This window comes from Rhodococcus sp. 05-2254-5 (assembly GCF_002258575.1).
GTDB lineage: Bacteria > Actinomycetota > Actinomycetes > Mycobacteriales > Mycobacteriaceae > Rhodococcoides > Rhodococcoides fascians.
Genome location: NZ_NOZG01000002.1, coordinates 444,390 through 462,458, shown reverse-complemented (window position 1 = coordinate 462,458; position 18,069 = coordinate 444,390). Strand labels below are relative to the sequence as shown.

The window sequence follows — 18,069 nt, the reverse complement described above, 5'->3', positions numbered from 1 at the left end:
TCTAGGCGGTGGAACCGACAGATTTTTCAGGCCGACGGTGTGTCCTGGGAGGACGTGACGGGTGTGACGAACGAGACTGAAGTTGCCTCATTCGGCGGGAACCGGCCCGTCGTCCGGCAGCGGCCCGACGACGTCGATGTGCTCCGGAAGCAACGGCTCGACGGCGAACTTCCCGGACACCGCGTCGGGCGGAAGTGCCTCCACCGCCCGCACCCCGTCGCGGCCTGCCACCTCGCTCAACTCGGCCGCGGTGCCCCGCACGACCACCGTCACCACGCATGCGCATCCGCTCAGCAACCGGCGCTGCGACACAGCGTCTATCTGAGCCTGCCGGTCCTCCACGCCGAACGATTCCTGGATCTGGCCGGCAGCGCGCGCGGTCGCATTCAGTATCGACCGTTCACTGCCGGGAACACCGACCGTGAGGATCGGAGTTTGCACGCGATCGAGCGGTACTCGAAAGAGCACCATCGAGATGCGCACGCCGTTCGCGGCGGCGTAGGCCTGTTCGGCGGTGAGTTCGCGATCGAACGACACCGATCCCCAGCGAGGTTCGGCATCGTTGCCGAGCAGACTCGCCTCGGCGCGAGCCAGGTAGTCGGTCACCTGCTCGCCGCTCTCCGGGCCGAGCCGGTCGGTGCCCACGCGCAGCTGCCGTTGCGGGTTCAGATGGCCGACGACGGCCAGGCCACCGACCACCAGAGCGATCGTGACGACGACACCGACCACACCCGAGACTCCGCGCATCACGCCTTCCGGAGCACCTCGAGAGCGTGTTCGAGGTCTGCCGGGTACTTGCTCTCGATCTCGACCCAGCGGCCGTCGGACGGGTGCGCGAAGCCGAGCGAACGCGCGTGCAGCCACTGACGTTCCAGGCCCAACCGTTCGGCCAACCGCGGGTCGGCCCCGTAGGTCAGGTCGCCGCAACACGGGTGCCGCAGCGCCGAGAAGTGCACGCGGATCTGGTGCGTGCGACCGGTTTCCAGGTGGACGTCCAGCAGGCTCGCGGCCTGGAAGGCCTCGACCGTGTCGTAGTGGGTGACGCTGGGCTTGCCGTCCGCGCGGACGGCGAACTTCCAGTCGTTGCTGCCGTGCCGTCCGATCGGAGCATCGATGGTTCCACTGCTCGGATCCGGATGTCCCTGCACCAGGGCGTGATAACGCTTGTCGATCGTACGAGCCTTGAACGCCCGCTTGAGCACGGTGTATGCCCGTTCGGACGTCGCGACCACCATCACCCCGGACGTTCCCACATCGAGTCGGTGCACGATGCCCTGACGCTCGTGCGCGCCGGACGTGGAGATTCGGAAACCGGCGGCCGCGAGGCCGCCGATGACGGTCGGCCCGGTCCAGCCCACACTGGCGTGCGCGGCGACGCCCACGGGCTTGTCCACGGCCACGACGTCGTCGTCGGCGTAGAGAATCTCCATCCCTTCCACCGGCTCGGCCTCGATCGTCAGCTCACGTGCAGGTTCGGGCAGAGTCACTTCGAGCCACGACCCACCCGAGAGGCGATCGGACTTCCCGACGGCACTGTGATCGACCAGCACCGAGCCCTCTTCGGCCAAGGCTGCGGCGACCGTGCGCGAGAGCCCGAGAAGTCGCGCCAGGCCGGCGTCGACGCGCATGCCGTCCAAACCGTCGGGCACCGGCATGGAACGCGATTCCCTCACGAGTCGGCCTTCTGCGGGGCATCGGACGTGGACTTCGTCACCCGTTCGCCGTTGGGCTCGAAACCGAACAGGCTGAGCGCGACGAGCAGGATGGCCCCGCACACGATGGACGAGTCGGCGACATTGAACACCGGCCACCATCCCACCGATACGAAATCGACCACGTGACCCTGGAACGGGCCCGGTGCGCGGAAGAACCGGTCGATCAGGTTCCCCAGAGCGCCGCCGAGAACCAGCCCCAGACCCAGCGCCCACCACGGCGAACGCAGCGTTCGACCGATCTTCACGACCCCGATCACCACGGCCACGGCGACCAGCGTCAACAACCACGTCATTCCGGTGGCCATGGAGAACGCCGCTCCGGGATTGCGCACCAGCCGCAGTGTCACGACGTCGCCGATGATCTCGATCGGGTTTCCAGGCTTCACGTAGTGCACCACCACGATCTTCGTGATCAGGTCGAACAGCAGAATCACTGCCGCGATCGCCACCAGGAGTCGGGTACGCAGAGGTGCGGCGGGCCGAACCGCAGCACTATCGGCACCGGACACCTGCTCGTCTGCAGCCTCGTGGGGGTCGGGGGTTGCACTGGTCTCGGTGGTCGGATCGTCGGGTCGGTCGTCACTCACCCGTCCATCATGGCGCATCGACAACCGTCGGTCCGCATCCGAGCCGCGTGGTAGCGGTCTGCGCACCCGGTGTCATCAGTAGCCTGGTGCCCGTGAAGTCGACCGATCGCACCCGCACCGTCCGCTCCGGCTTCGTGGCCGCCTCCTGCGCAGTGGCTCTACTGGCCGGATGCTCGAGCGGTGATTCGGATCCCGCACCCGAACAGACCCCGTCTTCGAACGAGGTCACGATCGCGGTGACGCCCACGACCACCACCGTCGTCGATCCCGGTAGCGAGCCACGGCGCGCGCTCACCTTCGACAGCTCCGACACGGACGCGCAGAACCAGAGCGTCGACCTCACCACCACCTCGACCGTGCAACAACAGATCAATGCTGCTGCGCCGCAAGACTTCTCCAGTCCGGAACTGACCGTGCCACTGACTGCCTCGGCGTCCGACACCGTCCCGGACGAGGACGCGTCGAGCGGGGCCACCACCTCCGTCGAGCTGACCATCGGAGCCGCGACGTCACCGGACGCGGGACTGACCGACGCACTCTCCGCATCCGAGGGATCGACTGCGCGATTGGCCAGGACCGATTCCGGAGCGATCACCGCCCTACACATCACGCCGGCCGACGATGCCCTCGATACCGCCCGCGCCGCGATCGAACGCTCCTTGAACGCGGCCGTGTACCGATCCATCGACTTTCCCGACGCGGAAGTGGGGGTCGGCGCGGTCTGGACCGTCGATCAGCAAGTGCTCAGTGGCATCACACTGAACCAGCGCACCACGGTCACCTTGCGTGCACTCGACGGCGACCGCGCGACCCTCGACGTGGCCATCACCCAGACGCCCGAATCGTCGGTGTGGAATCTGCCCGACAATGCGGGCACTCTCAACATCGCGTCGTACACCTTCACGGGCGCGGGAACACTCGACGTCGATCTCTCCCGACCACTTCCGGTCGGAGGTTCGATCACCGCGGGCGGCGAGCAGATGTACACCGACCCCGACAGCACCACGGTGCTTCGACAAACCGTCGGCGATTCGATCACCTGGACCGCCCGATGACGCGCGCTGCCACCCGGGTACTGGCGACGTTGTCGATTCTCGGGATCGCTGCCACCGGATGCAGCACGGACGAGCCTGCCGAAACGGCCACGCCTGCCCTCACCACCGTCGCGGCTCCCGACCCGCTGCGCGGTCCGCCCATCACCGATCCGGCCGCGCTGACTGCCGCGATGCTGGGACTCGCAGACCTGCCGGACGGCTTCTCCTCGATTCCCGATCCGGTTCGTGATCTGGGATTGGATCCGGCACCGGAGTACGACTCGCCTGATCGCTCGAGCACCGACCCGGCCGAGTGCGCCGCCGTCCTCGCGCCGGTATCGCAACAGCAGGCAGGAGCCGCGTCGAGCGCGGTGGTCCGCTTCTCCGGTCCGAATTTCTCGTCGATCGACGAGGACGCGGCGAGCTATCCCGTGCCGGGAGCCGCCGAGGCTTTCGCGAACATTCAGCGAGCGTGGGCCGAGTGCTCGACGTTCACCGGAACCGACGCGGACGGTATCGGCGTCGACTACTCGGTGGCGGGGCGTGACCAAGCGACCGTCGGCGACGCGTCCGCATCAATTCGACTGACCACCACGAGCGAGGGCTTCACGCTGGTCTCCGACGTCGTGGTGGCGGTGGTCGACTCGACCGTGGTGCAGATCGTCGTCTCCGACCAGAGCGGACTGGAACCGGAGACCGTCACCGCCGTCGCGGGGTCTGCAGCGGATCGCATTCGATCGGCCGTGCCCAGCGCCTGACCGCCGTCCCTACACAAGACGAACTGCCGGTGACGCCCTCTCGAAAAAGGGTGTCACCGGCAGTTCGCGGTTGGTCAGAGACGATCGGCAGGACTCAGGGTGCGGGGCACGCCGGGCTGGTCAGCTGCGCGAGAGACACGATGCCGCAGGCGTTCTCCTTGGAGAGCTTCCACACACCGTCCTCGGGGACGAACTTGAACGTGCCGGGGTTGGCCTGGCCGTTGAGAGTGATGGTGATACCGGCGTTGAGCTCACCGGTGCCCAGATCGTCGATGCTGGTGATCTCGATCTGTGCGTTGTTGGCCACAGCAGCGGCGGCAACCTGGTTGATCAGACCCGGATCCTCGGACGCACCCTGGATCAGAGCAGCCTTCTCCTCGACCGGAACGTTGGGATCGAGTCCGCGGTTGAGCTCGGTGTTGAGCTGCTCGACGGTGGGCACCGGCGGGTAGTCCCCGCCCGCGGGTGCAGCACTCGCGGTGGTGGTGGCAACCGTCGTGGTCGTGGCCGTCGTGCCGCCCTCTTCCGAGCTGCAGGCAGACATGGTCAGTGCACCGGCGATGGCGATACCGGCAACCATGGCCCGTCGGGTGTTGCGAAGCTTCAAGTGCTTGTCCTTTTCACTCTGAGTCACGTATCGATCGTTCTGTGACTCGTCGGTCGTCTGTATGGGGGTCGTCTCGGACCGAGTCCACTATGTCAGCTCGACTCGCCCGAGTCACAACGCGAAGGGCATACCTGTGAAACCTCACAGAGTTTCCTCAGCCGCGCCACAACTCACGCCAAGCTGTCCAGAACATCGGCCACGACCAGGTCGGTGTCCGATTCTGCAAAGGTGCGGGCCGTTCCCGGGCCGGTGGTCCGCGTCTCGAAACGGACCGTCACCACCGAGTGTCCCGCGCCCTGCACCCACCCGTGACCGTACCGAACATGCCGAACGTCCATACCCGGTTGCCACCGCGGACCGTCCTCGACCACGGCGAGATTCGCGGCCTCCTCAGTCGCGGGTAACGGCTCGTCCGGGACCGGAGCAACCGGTTCGTACTCGAGTTCGGGGAACAACGATCCTTGCCGAACCGCGGACAGACCGGCGAGTCCTACACCGACGAGCCGGATCGGTCCGACATCCAGCGGATCGACCGCCAACCGCTGAGCAGTGGCCACGATCGTCTGCTTGTCCACCGTCGCGTAGGGCAATGTCGCCGATCTGGTGATGATGCTCATGTCGGACTTACGCAACTTGAGCACGACCGTGCGGGCCCCCCGGCCGTCCTTCAGCAACCGGCGATGAGTCGACTCGACGATGGACTCGATCGCCGGGCGTAGTTGAGCGAGAGTCGTCAGGTCGTTCGCGAACGTCGTCTCGGCACTGACCTGCTTGGCCTCGGCCCGCTCGGCCACCACCCGGTTGTCTATGCCGCGCGCCAGCTGATGCAGGCTCGGGCCCATGGTCGCACCGAGAATCGACGCCACTTCCGACTCGGGCGTAGCCACGAACTTGCCGATGGTGTCGATCCCCAACCGGTGCAACCGTTCTCCGGCAACAGGGCCGATCCCCCACAACTTGCGCACCGGCAGATCGGCCATCAACTCGGCCTGGATGCCGGGCGCTACCACCGTGATTCCATCGGGTTTGGCCAGACCCGACGCGATCTTGGCGATCTGTTTCCCGGACCCGGCACCGATGGAGGCGACGAGCCCGGTCTCTGCCAGTACCAGCGCCCGCAGATCGGCACAGAAGCGCTCGACCTCGGCCACCGTCGCGCCCGCCAGCTCGAGCGGCTCGCCGAAGGCCTCGTCGATCGAGAGCTGTTCCAGCACGGGCATGCGCACCCGAAGTGCCTCGAAGGCACGTCTGCTCAGCTCCGAGTACAGCGGGAACCGCGGCGGCAGGACCACTGCGCTCGCACCGACGAGTCGACGGGCCTGGTGCATCGGCATCGCCGAACGAGCCCCGAACGCCCGGGCCTGATAGCTGCACCCGGCCACCACGCCTCTGCCGCCTGCACCGCCGACCAGCACCGGCCGACCCCGCAGCGTCGGCCGCGTCAGCTGCTCGGCGGACGCAAAGAACGCGTCCATGTCCAGATGCAACACCCAACGCCGGCTCCGCAGAGTCCGATCGACACTGTCGGGCATGGTCAACGACGGCCGTCGGGCGGCTCGAACGGGGCGTCGGCACCGAAGCCGAGCACACGTGCGGCCCGCTCCGGTCCGGGATCGGACCACCGTGCGGAGTACTGCTCGGTCGTGGTCAGCGACCGTGTGTGTGCACGATCGATGTACAGCGTGCCGGCGAGGTGATCGCTCTCGTGGGCCACGATCCGTGCGGGCCAGCCACGCACCACCTCGTCGATCTCGCGGCCGGTCTCGTCCTTACACACAAGCCGGACTTCCGCGGCGCGGGTCACGACGGCCTGATACCCCAGCACACTGAGGCAGCCCTCGTAGAACGAGGCCGTGCGTCGCCCTACCGGGGTGTACCGAGGATTGATCAACGCTCGGAACGACAACGGGGTGCGCTCCCGGACCCGGGCGACGTCCACCGCGACATCGAAGAGATCCTCGATCACCGCGATCTGCAACGGAATTCCGATCTGCGGTGCAGCAAGGCCGACACCGGGCGCATCGTGCATCGTCGCACGCATCACCTCGATCAACTCCGTCAACACATCACGCCCGAGCTGACCGGTGTAGCGCAGCGCCGGGGCACGCAGCACCGGATGTCCGGCGGCGACGATGGGAACGACGCCGCCGCGAGCCTCGGAGAGACGCTCGTGGACGGCATCGACCACCTCCTCCTCGGTCACGACGACCCGGTGCCCCTCGCTCATATGCCCTCGGTCACGACGACTTCGTGATCGCTGCCCGAACTCCCTCACCGAGATCGCTGCCGTCGTCGCCGACCGAGCCGTCGACCAGCGACAACGCGAGTACCTCGCGCGCGATCAGATCCCGATGAGCGTCCAGCCACGCCCGTCGATGTTCGGGTACCTCGATGACGATGTCGATACGGTCGGACACATCGAGTCCGTGGCTACGACGCGCATCCTGCAACTCACGAATGCGGTCCTTGGCCCAACCCTCGGCCTCCAGCTCTTCGGTGACCGCCGAATCGAGCACCACGAGTCCCGCGTTCCCGGGCAGCGGTGCCGTCGATTCCGGCTCCGCGGCAACGAGTCTGCGGGTGTACTCCTCGGGCAGCAACGCGATGCCTGCGGCGCTCACGACACCGTCGGCATCCTCCGACCAGTCACCGGCCTTGACTGCCTTGATGACCTTCTGGACATCCTTGCCGATTCGCGGCCCGGCAGCGCGTGCGTTCACGACGAGCTCGAATTTGCCGTGCACGGCGACGTCTTCGGTCAGATCCACCTTCTTGACGTTGACCTCGTCGGCGATGATGTCGAGGAACGGACGCAGCCGCTCGGCGTCGGCGGCCGCGACGGTCACCTCGGGCAGCGGCAGCCGCACGCGCAGATTCTGTGCCTTACGCAGACCGAGCACCGTGGAGCACACGGTACGAACCTCGTCCATGCTGTCGACCAGCTCCGGGTCGGACGGCAACTCGTCGGCGGTCGGCCAATCCGTCAGGTGCACCGATCGGCCACCGGTCAACCCGCGCCAGACCACCTCACTGATCAACGGCAACAACGGAGCGGCGATGCGGGTGAGCACTTCGAGCACCGTGTGCAGGGTGTCGATCGCGTCGGCGTCCTCGCCCCAGAAGCGTGAACGCGACCGTCGCACATACCAATTGGTCAGTGCGTCACAGAACGTACGCAGTTCGTCGCACGCCCCGGCGATGTCGTTCCCTTCGAGCGCGTCGGTGATCGCATCCCGCGTGGCGGACAGTTTGGCCAGCACGTATCGATCGAGCACATGCGGAGAATCGGTCCGCCACTGCCCCGGCGTCGACGCGTAGAGCTGCAAAAAGCTCCACGCGTTCCAGATCGGCAACAGCGCCTGCCGTACCCCCTCGCGGATGCCCTGCTCGGTGACGATCAGGTTGCCACCGCGCAGGATCGGCGACGACATCAGGAACCACCGCATGGCATCCGAGCCGTCGCGGTCGAAGACCTCCTTGACGTCCGGGTAGTTCCCTTTCGACTTACTCATCTTCAGACCGTCGTCACCGAGCACGATGCCATGGGCAGCAACGGTTTTGAAGGCTGGCCGGTCGAACAGTGCAGTCGCGAGCACGTGCAGGGTGTAGAACCAGCCGCGCGTCTGACCGTTGTATTCGACGATGAAATCGCCCGGGTTGTGCGTCTGGAACCATTCCTCGTTCTCGAACGGGAAGTGCACCTGCGCATACGGCATCGAGCCGGACTCGAACCAGCAGTCCAGCACCTCGGGAACGCGACGCATCGTGGACTTACCGGTCGGGTCGTCCGGGTTGGGACGCGTCAAGTCGTCGATGTACGGCCGATGCAGATCGGTGGGACGCACACCGAAGTCACGCTCGAGTTCGTCCAGGCTGCCGTACACGTCGAGACGAGGGTAGGCGGGGTCGTCGGACGTCCACGCCGGGATCGGGCTGCCCCAGTATCGGTTTCGGCTGATGTTCCAGTCGCGGGCACCTTCGAGCCACTTGCCGAACTGACCGTCCTTGATGTGCTCGGGCACCCAGGTGATCTCCTGGTTGAGCTCGACCATCCGATCACGGAACTTGGTGACCGCGACGAACCACGACGGAACCGCCATGTAGATCAACGGCTGACCACTACGCCAACTGTGCGGGTACGAGTGCTCGATGGTCTCGTGCCGCAGCAAGCGGCCCGAGGCCTTGAGATCCTTGATGATCACCGGATTGGCGTCGAACACCATCAGGCCCTCGTAGGGCGGCACCAACGACGTGAATTTGCCGCCCGCATCGAGCGGTTGCACGACCTCGATACCGTTCGCGGTGGCGACGTCCATGTCCTCCTCACCGAATGCCGGTGCGAGATGGACGATTCCGGTGCCGGAGTCGGTGGTGACGTAATCGGCCTCCAGAACGCGATGCGCATTCTCGTGGCCTAGGAAGAAGTCGTAGGGCGGTGCGTAGGCGAGGCCGACCAACTCCGCGCCGGTGTGCTCCGAGAGCACCTCCGGCTCCTCCCCCAGTTCCTTCGCATAGTGCGCGAGTCGGGCAGAGGCGAGCACGTAACGCTCACCGTCGGCACCGCGGACCTGAACGTAGTGCACCTCCGGATGCACCGCGATCGCGAGGTTCGACGGCAGAGTCCACGGAGTGGTGGTCCAGATCAGTGCGTTCGCGCCGTCCAGGGGTGTGCCCGGTGCCGTCAGGGGCATGGTGACGGTGACCGCGGGATCCTGACGCATCTTGTAGGCGTCGTCGAGCCGGGTCTCCTGGTTGGACAGCGGCGTCTGCTCGTACCAGCTGTACGGCAGCACTCGGTAGCCCTGGTAGATCAGGCCCTTGTCGTGGAGCGTCTTGAACGCCCACATGACGGACTCCATGAAGTCGACGTCGAGGGTCTTGTAGTCGTTGTCGAAGTCGACCCACCGCGCCTGCCGAGTGACGTAATCCCGCCACTCGTCGGTGTACTGCAACACCGATTGCTTGCAGTAGGCGTTGAACTTCGCCAAGCCCATCTCGTCGATCTCGGACTTGTCCTTGATGCCGAGTTGCTTCTCCGCTTCCAATTCGGCGGGAAGGCCGTGGCAGTCCCACCCGAAACGACGCTCGACCTTCTTGCCGCGCATGGTCTGGAACCGGGGCACGAGATCCTTGACGTACCCGGTGAGCAGATGGCCGTAGTGCGGCAAGCCGTTGGCGAACGGAGGTCCGTCGTAGAAAACGAATTCCTCGGCATCGGCGCGGTTGTCGATGCTGGCGCGGAACGTGCCGTCCTCGGCCCATTCGTGCAGCACGATGCGCTCGAGATCGGGAAACGGAACGCTTCCCGATCGACCTTCGGCCAGATCCACCAGCGGGTACGACGCGTTCTCGGGGCGTGCGCTCGAATCTGTCATATCTGTCTCCTCCGTGCCGGACGCGTACAGGACGCGACATCGATTGGCACGGGGACGACATTCGGCGATGGGGACGCCGAGTACCGCGGTACCACCCCGCTTGCTCGGACCGATGGAACCCGTCGGACCGAGCCTCTCCACACGAGCTGTAACGGGCTCACCCGTTCGGTTCTACTGAACAGCCCATTTCGGTCGTTGCAGACCGAATCGTCACTGTCGTTCTTCCGAAGGCTCCCCGGTGATGGCCGGATCGACGCCTGATTGTTCTCTCGTCTGACAACCGTCGAACTGATGCACTACCGCATGATGTACTACCGCGTAGATGCTACCTGTCGATCTCGGGCGGTGGCCGTCGCCCGAGCAGGGCCCCGACCAGGAGCAGCACCGCCCCGACTATGCAGATCACGATGCAGGCCCAGGCCCAGACGACCGATCCGGTCATCAGGGCCAACACCAGGAACCCGAACCCGACAGCCGCCGCGCCGAGAGTCAGAATCAGCACAGGATTCCTCGCTCACCACTCGACGCTACAACCGAGCCCGACGCTGCCCCGAGAGGCAGCGTCGGAAAACGATCGCGTCAGTTGTTGCCCTTGGCGTACGACTGGCTGTAGCCGGACGTCTGATTGTCCTGGTTGAAGTTGTCCTGGCCGTTGTCCACCGGCAGCGCCGAGGAACGGTTCTCGAGCTCTTCGAGCTGCGATTCGAGGTACGACTTGAGGCGCACCCGGTATTCGCGCTCGAACGTCTTGAGCTGCTCGATGCGACCTTCCAGCACCGACCGCTGCTGGTTGATCGTCGCCATGATCTCGGTGTGCTTGCGCTCGGCGTCGGCCTGCAATGCGTCGGCCTTCTCCTTGGCCTGGCGAAGCTGGGTTTCGGAGCGAGTCTGTGCATCGGTGAGCAGCGATTCGGACTTCTGCCGCGCTTCGGACATCATCGACTCCGAGCGAGCGCGGGCATCCGACACCAGCCGTTCGGCGTTGGTGCGCGCATTGCCGAGCAGCTGCTCGGACTCGGTCTTCGCATCGCCGGTGAGGCGATCCGCCATCTCCTGCGCGAGACCGAGAATCTTCGCGGCCTGCATGTTGGAGTCGCCACTCTGCTGCGGTGCTGCGGCCACGGGAGCGACCGGCGCGGGCTGCTGAACCACTGGTGGCGGCTTGGGGGGATCGACCGGCCGCTGCGGCTCGGCTTTCGGTGCGGCGACCGGAGCCGACTGTGGGCTCTGGCGCGCAGAGTTCTTGGCGTCCGCAAGCTCCTGGTCGAGCTCACCGACGCGCTGGCGCAGGTCGGCGTTCTCTTCGATCAGTCGGGACAACTCTTGCTCGACGAGGTCGAGAAATGCGTCGACCTCGTCTTCGTTGTAACCGCGCTTACCGATGGGCGGCTTGCTGAACGCAACGTTGTGCACATCAGCTGGAGTCAGCGGCATGGAAGGATCCCTTCACGCGTCTTGGGGCGGTAGAGCAAGCATTCAGTTATATGCCATTCCGCGCGAGTGCAGAACAATCAAACTGTAACTGGCGTCCATTCTGTCACACGGGACACGCAGCTTGCGCTGGGTCCCGAGTTCTAACATTCCATCTTCGGCCTCAGGCCGCGAGGCTGCTGGTCACATTCCACAGAATGAACACGACGAACAGCAAGACCATGATCGACAGGTCCAGTCGCACACCACCGAGGTTGAGCGGCGGAATTATCCTGCGCAGGAACTTCACGGGCGGGTCGGTGACCGTGAAGATCGCCTCCAGAAGGATGACGACCAGCCCGGTCGGTTGCCAATCTCTCGCGAAAGTCCTGATGAACTCGACGATGATTCGACCGATGAGAAGGAGCCAAAAAAGAAACAATACGATGTTGATCACCGTGAACACGATCACGGCTATACTCTGCCTGACTTCGCCGGGCTGAGCAAAGTGCGCTGGTCACAGCTCCGACTTGCCGCCCCAAGGGGAGAAACGATCACTGCTGGCTGTAGAAGCCGGTTTCCGCAATTCGCCTGCGCTCCTGCGGGGATACATCGACATCGGCCGGCGAAAGCAGGAACACCTTCGTGGCCACCTTGTCGAAAGATCCACGGAGCGCGAAGGCCAATCCGGCAGCGAAGTCGACGAGTCGCTTGGCGTCGGCGTTGCTCATTTCGACGAGATCCATGATGACCGGAGTGCCGTCACGGAAACGCTCACCGATGGTGCGCGCCTCGCTGTAGTCCCTCGGGCGCAGGGTGGTGATCTTCGAGAGTGGGCCGCCGTCGTCGACGATCGGGCTGCGTCGCGTCTCGGCCCGCACGTCCATGCGGGTGTCCATCGCCAGCGCGCCACGAGTGGCAGCGCCTCGGGTCGACGGTCCTGCTGTGCCGCGTGCGCGTCCACCGATCGGAGCGAGCGTCGCAGCGGGGCGAGGGGCCTCGTAATCGTCGTAGTCGTCGTCGGCCTGCGCGTGCCGCGAGCCACCGAACGACGGCTTGACGAAGTCACGATCGTCGATGTCGTCGTAACCGTCACGGCCACCACGGGGACTGCGGCGGGTGTCCGGATCGTCGAGGTAGTCGTCCTCGTAGTCCGCGAGCGGAACCATGCCGAAGTACGCCTTGAACTTGTGCAGGGTGCTCATCGTTCTGCCTTCCGTGGCCGTGTCTACTGTCCATCTCCAGGTTCGCAAGTGTCTGTTGTGACTGATGTGATCCGTGGACTGTTATTGGGAGGCTATCGGCCGCGCACCGAGTATTGCGGTACCGACACGCACGCACGTCGATCCGTGTCGCACAGCAGCTTCCAGGTCCCCCGTCATGCCGGCCGACAACTCGCGGGCATCGGGATGATCACGCAGAAGTCGCTGATGCAGCACCTGGAGATCACCGAACGCAGCGTCCGCGTCGGCGTCCAACGGAGGTACGGCCATCAGTCCCGCCAGACGCAAGCCGGGTGCGGTCGACACCGCGTCGGCCAACTCGTACAGGTCCCCGCGTTCGACGCCGCCGCGGTGGACATCGCCGTCGAGACTGACCTGAACGAGGACGTCGAGCGGCGTCGTCCGAGCGCCGTCGTCGAGTGCTGTCTCGGTGGCCTTGGACAGCGCGATGACCAATCGAGCGCTGTCCACCGAGTGAATGGAGTGGGCCCACGCAGCGATGGACTTCGCCTTGTTTCGCTGGAGATGCCCGATCATGTGCCATCGCGGCGGATCACCGCGGAAGTCCTCGGCGGTCTCGGCCACCTTGGGCGACGCATCCTGCTCTCTGGACTCGCCGAACTCACGGCAGCCCAGCTCGTACAGGATCCGAACGTCGGACGCGGGGAAGAACTTCGTCACCGGCAGCAGAGTCACGGTCGAGTCTTCTCGACCTGCGTCCGCACATGCTCGCGCCAGTCGTTCGCGTACCGACGCCAACGCGGCGGCGATCTCGGCAGCTCGGTCGGTGGGCTCGCTCACGACATCCTCTCCTGGCCGGAGTCGGGAACCTCGTCTGCGGATGCGGAATCCATCCACACGACGCTCGCGATACGGCCGGTCGAACCTTCCCGGCGATGGCTGAACAGGGTGCGATCCTCGATGGTGCACCGGGGATCCTGAGCCACTCCGTGCAGTCCTGCGGCAATCAGCTGCGCGCGCACACCTGCCGGGATATCGAGACCGGGAGTCTTCCGAACCGTCGTCGTCGCGCTCCCGGGAAGATGCTTGTCGACGTCGGCACGCATGTGTGCGGGTACCTCGTACTGACGCCCACTGGCCGCCGGGCCGAGGAAGGCCCCGATCCTCTCCGGGACCGCGCCCAGCTCGACCATCGACGCAAGTACCCGAGGAATGATGCCGATGCGGGCACCGACGCGGCCGGCGTGTACCGCGGCGATCACGCCCGCCTCTTCGTCGGACAGCAACACCGGAACACAGTCGGCCGTCAACACCACGAGCGCGAGATCGCGCTGCGTCGTTACCAACGCATCGGTCATGGGAACGGGCTCGGACACCGGCCCGTCCACCACCGTGACGGTGCGGCCGTGGACCTGTTCCATGAACACCATGCGTTCGATGCCCATACCCAACCGGTCACCGAGGCGCCGACGGTTGGCCTCGACAGCAGCCGGGTCGTCGCCTACGTGGTCACCGAGATTGAAGGTGTCGAACGGCGGGGCCGACACGCCGCCTGCTCGCGTCGTCGACACCCGCCTGACCCGAAAGGAGTCACTCACCGCCGCATGAAGGACGGTACGTCGACCTCGTCTTCGCCGTCGTCCTCGGCGACGGGAACGCGGCGTCCGGATCCGACCGACTCGCGGCCCTGACCACCGGAATCCCGGCCGTGACCGGCTGCGGACTCGCGACTGGACGATTCGCGGTTCGACGAGCTGGACGAGTTCAGCGGGGGCAGGCTCGATCCGCTGGGTGCGCCGACCGGGTCGCGGAACACAGCGCCTTCGGAGCTGTCGTTGGAGCGTGAGGAGACCTCCCCCGAGCGCGCCGATCCGATCGGGCCACGGGTGGATGCCGCTGCCTCGACCGGACGACGCGTGGGCGTTCCTCCGTCGAACCCGGCGGCGATGACGGTGACACGAACCTCGTCACCGAGAGAGTCGTCGATGACGGTTCCGAAGATGATGTTGGCGTCGATGTGCGCAGCTTCCTGGACCAGCGAGGCGGCCTCGTTGATCTCGAACAGGCCGAGATCCGAGCCACCCGCGATGGAGAGCAGCACTCCGCGGGCACCTTCCATGGACGCTTCCAGCAGCGGCGAGTTGATCGCGGATTCCGCGGCCTTGATCGCGCGGCCTTCACCGCGGGAGGAACCGATGCCCATCAGCGCACTGCCTGCGCCGGACATGACGCCCTTGACGTCGGCGAAGTCGACGTTGATCAGCCCGGGGGTGGTGATCAGATCGGTGATGCCCTGAACGCCGTTGAGCAGGACCTCGTCGGCACTGCGGAACGCATCCATGAGGCTGACGGCCGCGTCGCCGAGCTGAAGCAGACGGTCGTTGGGGATGACGATGAGCGTGTCGCAGGATTCACGCAGCTGCTGGATACCGGTGTCGGCCTGGCCACCACGGCGCTTGCCCTCGAAAGAGAACGGGCGCGTCACGACGCCGACGGTCAGCGCGCCGAGCTTGCGCGCGATGTTGGCGACGACGGGAGCGCCACCGGTACCGGTTCCGCCGCCCTCACCTGCGGTGACGAAGACCATGTCGGCACCCTTGAGGACCTCTTCGATCTCGTCCTTGTGGTCGTCCGCTGCGCGGCGACCCACCTCGGGGTCGGCACCGGCACCGAGTCCGCGAGTCAGCTCACGGCCGACGTCGAGCTTGACGTCGGCGTCACTCATCAGCAAGGCCTGAGCGTCGGTGTTGACGGCGATGAACTCGACTCCCTTGAGTCCCTGTTCGATCATCCGGTTGACCGCGTTCACGCCGCCGCCGCCGATGCCGACGACCTTGATTACGGCGAGGTAGTTGTGCGGGGGCGTCATGGGCTCTCGCCTTCCGTGGATTGTTGCTCGAAAAATGTGGAAAACCCTCAACCTAAACCACAGGCTTAGAGTTATGTCAAGTACTCGACTGTTCGGAACGCTATTCACCGACGGCCACGATCGCCATTAGGCGCGCCGATGCCGCGCCGAAAATATGAGCCTTTAGGGCCCGTCGCTACTTCGTGGTCGGAAGATCGGGACTGGACACGTCGAAAATCTGACCCGGTTGCGACAGCAGCGCGATCGCCACCGCCCCCTTGCGCTCGGAGTTGTCCTTGTTCCCCCACACGACGGTACGCCCGTCCAACAGCAGGATCGAGATGTCGGACAACGTGCTCGCGCGCACTTCGCCGACCTGACCTCGAATCAGCGGCGGCAGCGAATCGAGCACAGCCAGTGCATCTTTCGTCACCGGATCGCCGAAGACAGGATTGTCGGTCACCAGTCGGACCACCCCGGGCGGAGGCGGTGCGACGGCGAAGTCCACGCCGGTTGCATCGAGCAAGTGAGCGCCGTCGGGGGAATCGACGAACGCCACCGGGACACGTTCTTCGACGGTCACCTGCACGGTGGACGGGTATTTCCGTTGCACCCGAACCGATGCCAGCTCCGGTATCGATGCAACACGCTGGGCCGCGGCCGCGGCGTCGACCCGCACCAGCGGCAGGCCGGTCGGCACCTCGAGTCGGTCGAGGATCTCCTGTTCGGACACCGACGAGGCTCCCACGACCGAAATCGTCCGAACCGACAGCAGCGGCGTGAAGTAGACCAGTACTGCCGATCCGACGATCACTGCGACAACCGCCACTACGGCAAGGACTGCGCGACGGCGTGACCGTTTCACGCGAGCGCGCTCTTCTTCCCTGGCCTGCGCGCGAGCTTGCCTGTCTGTGACCGACGACGTCGAATCACCCTGCCCGGCAACGGGTTCCGATCTGGAAGCGCGGTCTCGATCGGACCGACGAGTCACGTCGACGGCCGATCCTTCGGTACCGCGCGGCCGGTCGTGGCACCGAAATCGGTTTTGGAACGTAGGGCGTCGAGAATGGGCCCGCCGAGCATGGTCACGTCGCCCGCACCCATCGTGATCACCACGTCGCCGGGACGGCTGAGATTGGCCACCTGCTTGGCGACCAACGACAGATCCGGTTGGTAGTTCACCGGTTTGGTCACCGACGCTGCGACCAAGGCCCCGGTCACACCGGGCAGGGGTTCCTCGCGAGCGCCGTAGACGTCGAGCACCACGATCTCGTCGGCCAACGACAGTGCGGTACCGAACTCCTCGGCGAACGTCGCAGTGCGCGAGTACAGATGCGGTTGGAACACCACCACGACCCGCCCCCGCTCGCCACCCTCGAGTGCTTGACCCGCGACCAACGCCTGCGCAGCGGTCAGCACGGCCCGCACCTCGGTGGGGTGATGGGCGTAGTCGTCGAACACTCGGACTCCGTGCTCACGTCCGGTGAACTGGAACCGCCGGTGCACTCCCCCGAATCCGGTCAGCCCGGCCAGCAACTCGTCGACCCCCGCACCCACCTGGCGGGCAGCCACGAACGCCGCCAGGGCGTTGAGGGCGGTATGTCGTCCCGGTACTCCCAGCCGAACCGTGCGGGCAGAGTCCTCACCGGCGATCTGCAACTGCGCGACGCCGCCGATGTCCTCGGGCTCCCAGGCCAACAGACGAACGGCCATCTCCACCGGTCCGGCGTCGACGTCGGACGACCCGTAGCCGAGCACCGTCACTCCGGGGAGATTCTTCTCGACCACGCGGCGGGCCAGAGCTGCCGAACCCGGATCGTCCATGCATGCCACCAGCACACCGCCCGGGTGAAGCAGCGCGGCGAAATCGTCGAACACCTTCACGTAGGCCTCGGTCGTACCGAAGAAATCGAGATGATCGGCCTCGATGTTCGTCACGATGATCACGTTCGCCGAGTACTGCAACAGCGAACCGTCACTCTCGTCCGCCTCGGCGACGAAGACGCCGCCACTGCCGTGATGCGCGTTGGTGCCGGCCTCGTTGAGCTCACCGCCGACCGCGAACGACGGGTCGAACCCACAGTGCTGCAGCGCGACGACCAACATCGATGTGGTCGACGTCTTCCCGTGCGTGCCCGACACCAGCAGGGTGCGGTACCCCTCCATCAACGACGCGAGGACGGCGGGCCGCAACACCACCGGAATCCCGCGATCGCGAGCCTCGACGAGTTCGGGGTTGGTCTTGGGTATGGCCGCGTGGGTCGTCACGACCACGGTGGGGCCGCCGTCGATCATGTCCAGCGCGCTTGCATCGTGCCCGATTCGCACCAGCGCACCGCGGGCTCGCAGCGCCAACACCCCGCGCGATTCCTTGGCATCCGATCCGGACACCTGACCACCGCGCGCCAGCAGAATGCGTGCGATCCCGGACATCCCGGCACCGCCGATTCCCACCATGTGCACCCGTTCGAGCTCTGCCGGCAACTCCGACATCGCCGCACCCTCAGTTGTCACGCGGACGTCTCCCTCGTTCTGTGGCATTCTCGCCGCC

At 65.7% G+C, this 18,069-nt stretch carries 18 protein-coding genes; 2 read left to right on the top strand and 16 right to left on the bottom strand.

What is annotated here, in order from left to right:
* Positions 1-87: 87 nt before the first annotated feature.
* From CH278_RS03270 to lspA, 3 genes are read right to left on the bottom strand one after another with little or no spacing between them, the layout of a single operon-like run.
* The gene (locus CH278_RS03270) at positions 88-747 is read right to left on the bottom strand and encodes a hypothetical protein (RefSeq protein WP_032399983.1); all 660 of its coding nucleotides are present in this window, start codon (positions 745-747) and stop codon (positions 88-90) included.
* A complete protein-coding gene (locus CH278_RS03265; protein WP_027497328.1) occupies positions 747-1,673 on the bottom strand; it encodes an RluA family pseudouridine synthase in 927 nt (308 codons plus the stop codon). The genes CH278_RS03270 and CH278_RS03265 overlap by 1 nt, the downstream gene beginning before the upstream one ends.
* Positions 1,670-2,320 carry a signal peptidase II gene (gene lspA / locus CH278_RS03260; protein WP_080729936.1) on the bottom strand — a complete coding sequence of 217 codons (651 nt, stop codon included), beginning with the start codon at positions 2,318-2,320 and terminating at the stop codon, positions 1,670-1,672. The genes CH278_RS03265 and lspA overlap by 4 nt, the downstream gene beginning before the upstream one ends.
* A gap of 74 nt (positions 2,321-2,394) precedes the next feature.
* Here lspA and CH278_RS03255 point away from each other — a divergent pair, with 74 nt between their 5' ends.
* Together CH278_RS03255 and CH278_RS03250 are read left to right on the top strand one after the other, a co-directional pair.
* Positions 2,395-3,357 carry a hypothetical protein gene (locus CH278_RS03255; protein WP_256991807.1) on the top strand — a complete coding sequence of 321 codons (963 nt, stop codon included), beginning with the start codon at positions 2,395-2,397 and terminating at the stop codon, positions 3,355-3,357.
* Positions 3,354-4,094, top strand: coding sequence for a hypothetical protein (locus tag CH278_RS03250; protein WP_094621160.1), 741 nt, complete (start codon positions 3,354-3,356; stop codon positions 4,092-4,094). The genes CH278_RS03255 and CH278_RS03250 overlap by 4 nt, the downstream gene beginning before the upstream one ends.
* Positions 4,095-4,188: 94 nt before the next feature.
* Here the strand turns inward: CH278_RS03250 and CH278_RS03245 are convergent, their stop codons facing one another.
* The 13 genes from CH278_RS03245 to murC form a co-directional block, all read right to left on the bottom strand.
* Positions 4,189-4,674 carry a hypothetical protein gene (locus CH278_RS03245; RefSeq protein WP_176456734.1) on the bottom strand — a complete coding sequence of 162 codons (486 nt, stop codon included), beginning with the start codon at positions 4,672-4,674 and terminating at the stop codon, positions 4,189-4,191.
* Positions 4,675-4,871: 197 nt separating this feature from the next.
* Complete coding sequence (locus CH278_RS03240; protein ID WP_094621159.1) at positions 4,872-6,233, bottom strand: DNA polymerase IV; 1,362 nt, start codon at positions 6,231-6,233, stop codon at positions 4,872-4,874.
* A 2-nt stretch (positions 6,234-6,235) separates the two neighbouring features.
* Entirely contained in the window at positions 6,236-6,928 is a 693-nt protein-coding gene (locus CH278_RS03235; RefSeq protein ID WP_094621158.1) for a peptide deformylase, read from the bottom strand.
* A gap of 10 nt (positions 6,929-6,938) precedes the next feature.
* Complete coding sequence (gene ileS, locus CH278_RS03230) at positions 6,939-10,076, bottom strand: isoleucine--tRNA ligase (protein ID WP_094621220.1); 3,138 nt, start codon at positions 10,074-10,076, stop codon at positions 6,939-6,941.
* Positions 10,077-10,401: 325 nt separating this feature from the next.
* Complete coding sequence (locus CH278_RS27340) at positions 10,402-10,578, bottom strand: hypothetical protein (RefSeq protein WP_027497336.1); 177 nt, start codon at positions 10,576-10,578, stop codon at positions 10,402-10,404.
* Between the two features lie 77 nt (positions 10,579-10,655).
* Positions 10,656-11,510 (bottom strand): DivIVA-like cell division protein Wag31, encoded by an 855-nt coding sequence (wag31, locus tag CH278_RS03225; protein ID WP_027497337.1) that lies wholly within the window; start codon positions 11,508-11,510, stop codon positions 10,656-10,658.
* Between the two features lie 160 nt (positions 11,511-11,670).
* Positions 11,671-11,958, bottom strand: a complete 288-nt coding sequence (locus tag CH278_RS03220; protein WP_027497338.1) for a YggT family protein — start codon at positions 11,956-11,958, stop codon at positions 11,671-11,673.
* 82 nt (positions 11,959-12,040) lie between these two features.
* On the bottom strand, positions 12,041-12,691 hold the full coding sequence (locus CH278_RS03215; RefSeq protein WP_027497339.1) for a cell division protein SepF: 651 nt from the start codon (positions 12,689-12,691) through the stop codon (positions 12,041-12,043).
* 81 nt (positions 12,692-12,772) lie between these two features.
* Positions 12,773-13,510: a YggS family pyridoxal phosphate-dependent enzyme gene (locus tag CH278_RS03210; protein ID WP_094621157.1), complete on the bottom strand. Its 738-nt coding sequence runs from the start codon at positions 13,508-13,510 to the stop codon at positions 12,773-12,775.
* Positions 13,507-14,268 carry a peptidoglycan editing factor PgeF gene (pgeF, locus tag CH278_RS03205; protein ID WP_048318677.1) on the bottom strand — a complete coding sequence of 254 codons (762 nt, stop codon included), beginning with the start codon at positions 14,266-14,268 and terminating at the stop codon, positions 13,507-13,509. Before pgeF ends, CH278_RS03210 begins: the two co-directional genes overlap by 4 nt.
* Entirely contained in the window at positions 14,265-15,539 is a 1,275-nt protein-coding gene (gene ftsZ, locus CH278_RS03200; RefSeq protein ID WP_027497341.1) for a cell division protein FtsZ, read from the bottom strand. Before ftsZ ends, pgeF begins: the two co-directional genes overlap by 4 nt.
* A 175-nt stretch (positions 15,540-15,714) precedes the next feature.
* Positions 15,715-16,383, bottom strand: a complete 669-nt coding sequence (locus CH278_RS03195; RefSeq protein WP_256991806.1) for a cell division protein FtsQ/DivIB — start codon at positions 16,381-16,383, stop codon at positions 15,715-15,717.
* 122 nt (positions 16,384-16,505) lie between these two features.
* On the bottom strand, positions 16,506-18,011 hold the full coding sequence (gene murC / locus CH278_RS03190; protein WP_094621155.1) for a UDP-N-acetylmuramate--L-alanine ligase: 1,506 nt from the start codon (positions 18,009-18,011) through the stop codon (positions 16,506-16,508).
* Between the last annotated feature and the right edge of the window lie 58 nt (positions 18,012-18,069).

Excerpts from the sequence above, each read along its gene's own strand:
- CH278_RS03270 (WP_032399983.1), bottom strand. The coding sequence starts at position 747 with ATGCGCGGAGTCTCGGGTGTGGTCGGTGTCGTCGTCACGATCGCTCTG.
- lspA (WP_080729936.1), bottom strand. The coding sequence starts at position 2,320 with ATGCGCCATGATGGACGGGTGAGTGACGACCGACCCGACGATCCGACC.
- CH278_RS03250 (WP_094621160.1), top strand. The coding sequence starts at position 3,354 with ATGACGCGCGCTGCCACCCGGGTACTGGCGACGTTGTCGATTCTCGGG.
- CH278_RS03245 (WP_176456734.1), bottom strand. The coding sequence starts at position 4,674 with ATGGTTGCCGGTATCGCCATCGCCGGTGCACTGACCATGTCTGCCTGC.
- CH278_RS03240 (WP_094621159.1), bottom strand. The coding sequence starts at position 6,233 with ATGCCCGACAGTGTCGATCGGACTCTGCGGAGCCGGCGTTGGGTGTTG.
- CH278_RS03235 (WP_094621158.1), bottom strand. The coding sequence starts at position 6,928 with ATGAGCGAGGGGCACCGGGTCGTCGTGACCGAGGAGGAGGTGGTCGAT.
- ileS (WP_094621220.1), bottom strand. The coding sequence starts at position 10,076 with ATGACAGATTCGAGCGCACGCCCCGAGAACGCGTCGTACCCGCTGGTG.
- wag31 (WP_027497337.1), bottom strand. The coding sequence starts at position 11,510 with ATGCCGCTGACTCCAGCTGATGTGCACAACGTTGCGTTCAGCAAGCCG.
- CH278_RS03215 (WP_027497339.1), bottom strand. The coding sequence starts at position 12,691 with ATGAGCACCCTGCACAAGTTCAAGGCGTACTTCGGCATGGTTCCGCTC.
- ftsZ (WP_027497341.1), bottom strand. The coding sequence starts at position 15,539 with ATGACGCCCCCGCACAACTACCTCGCCGTAATCAAGGTCGTCGGCATC.
- murC (WP_094621155.1), bottom strand. The coding sequence starts at position 18,011 with ATGTCGGAGTTGCCGGCAGAGCTCGAACGGGTGCACATGGTGGGAATC.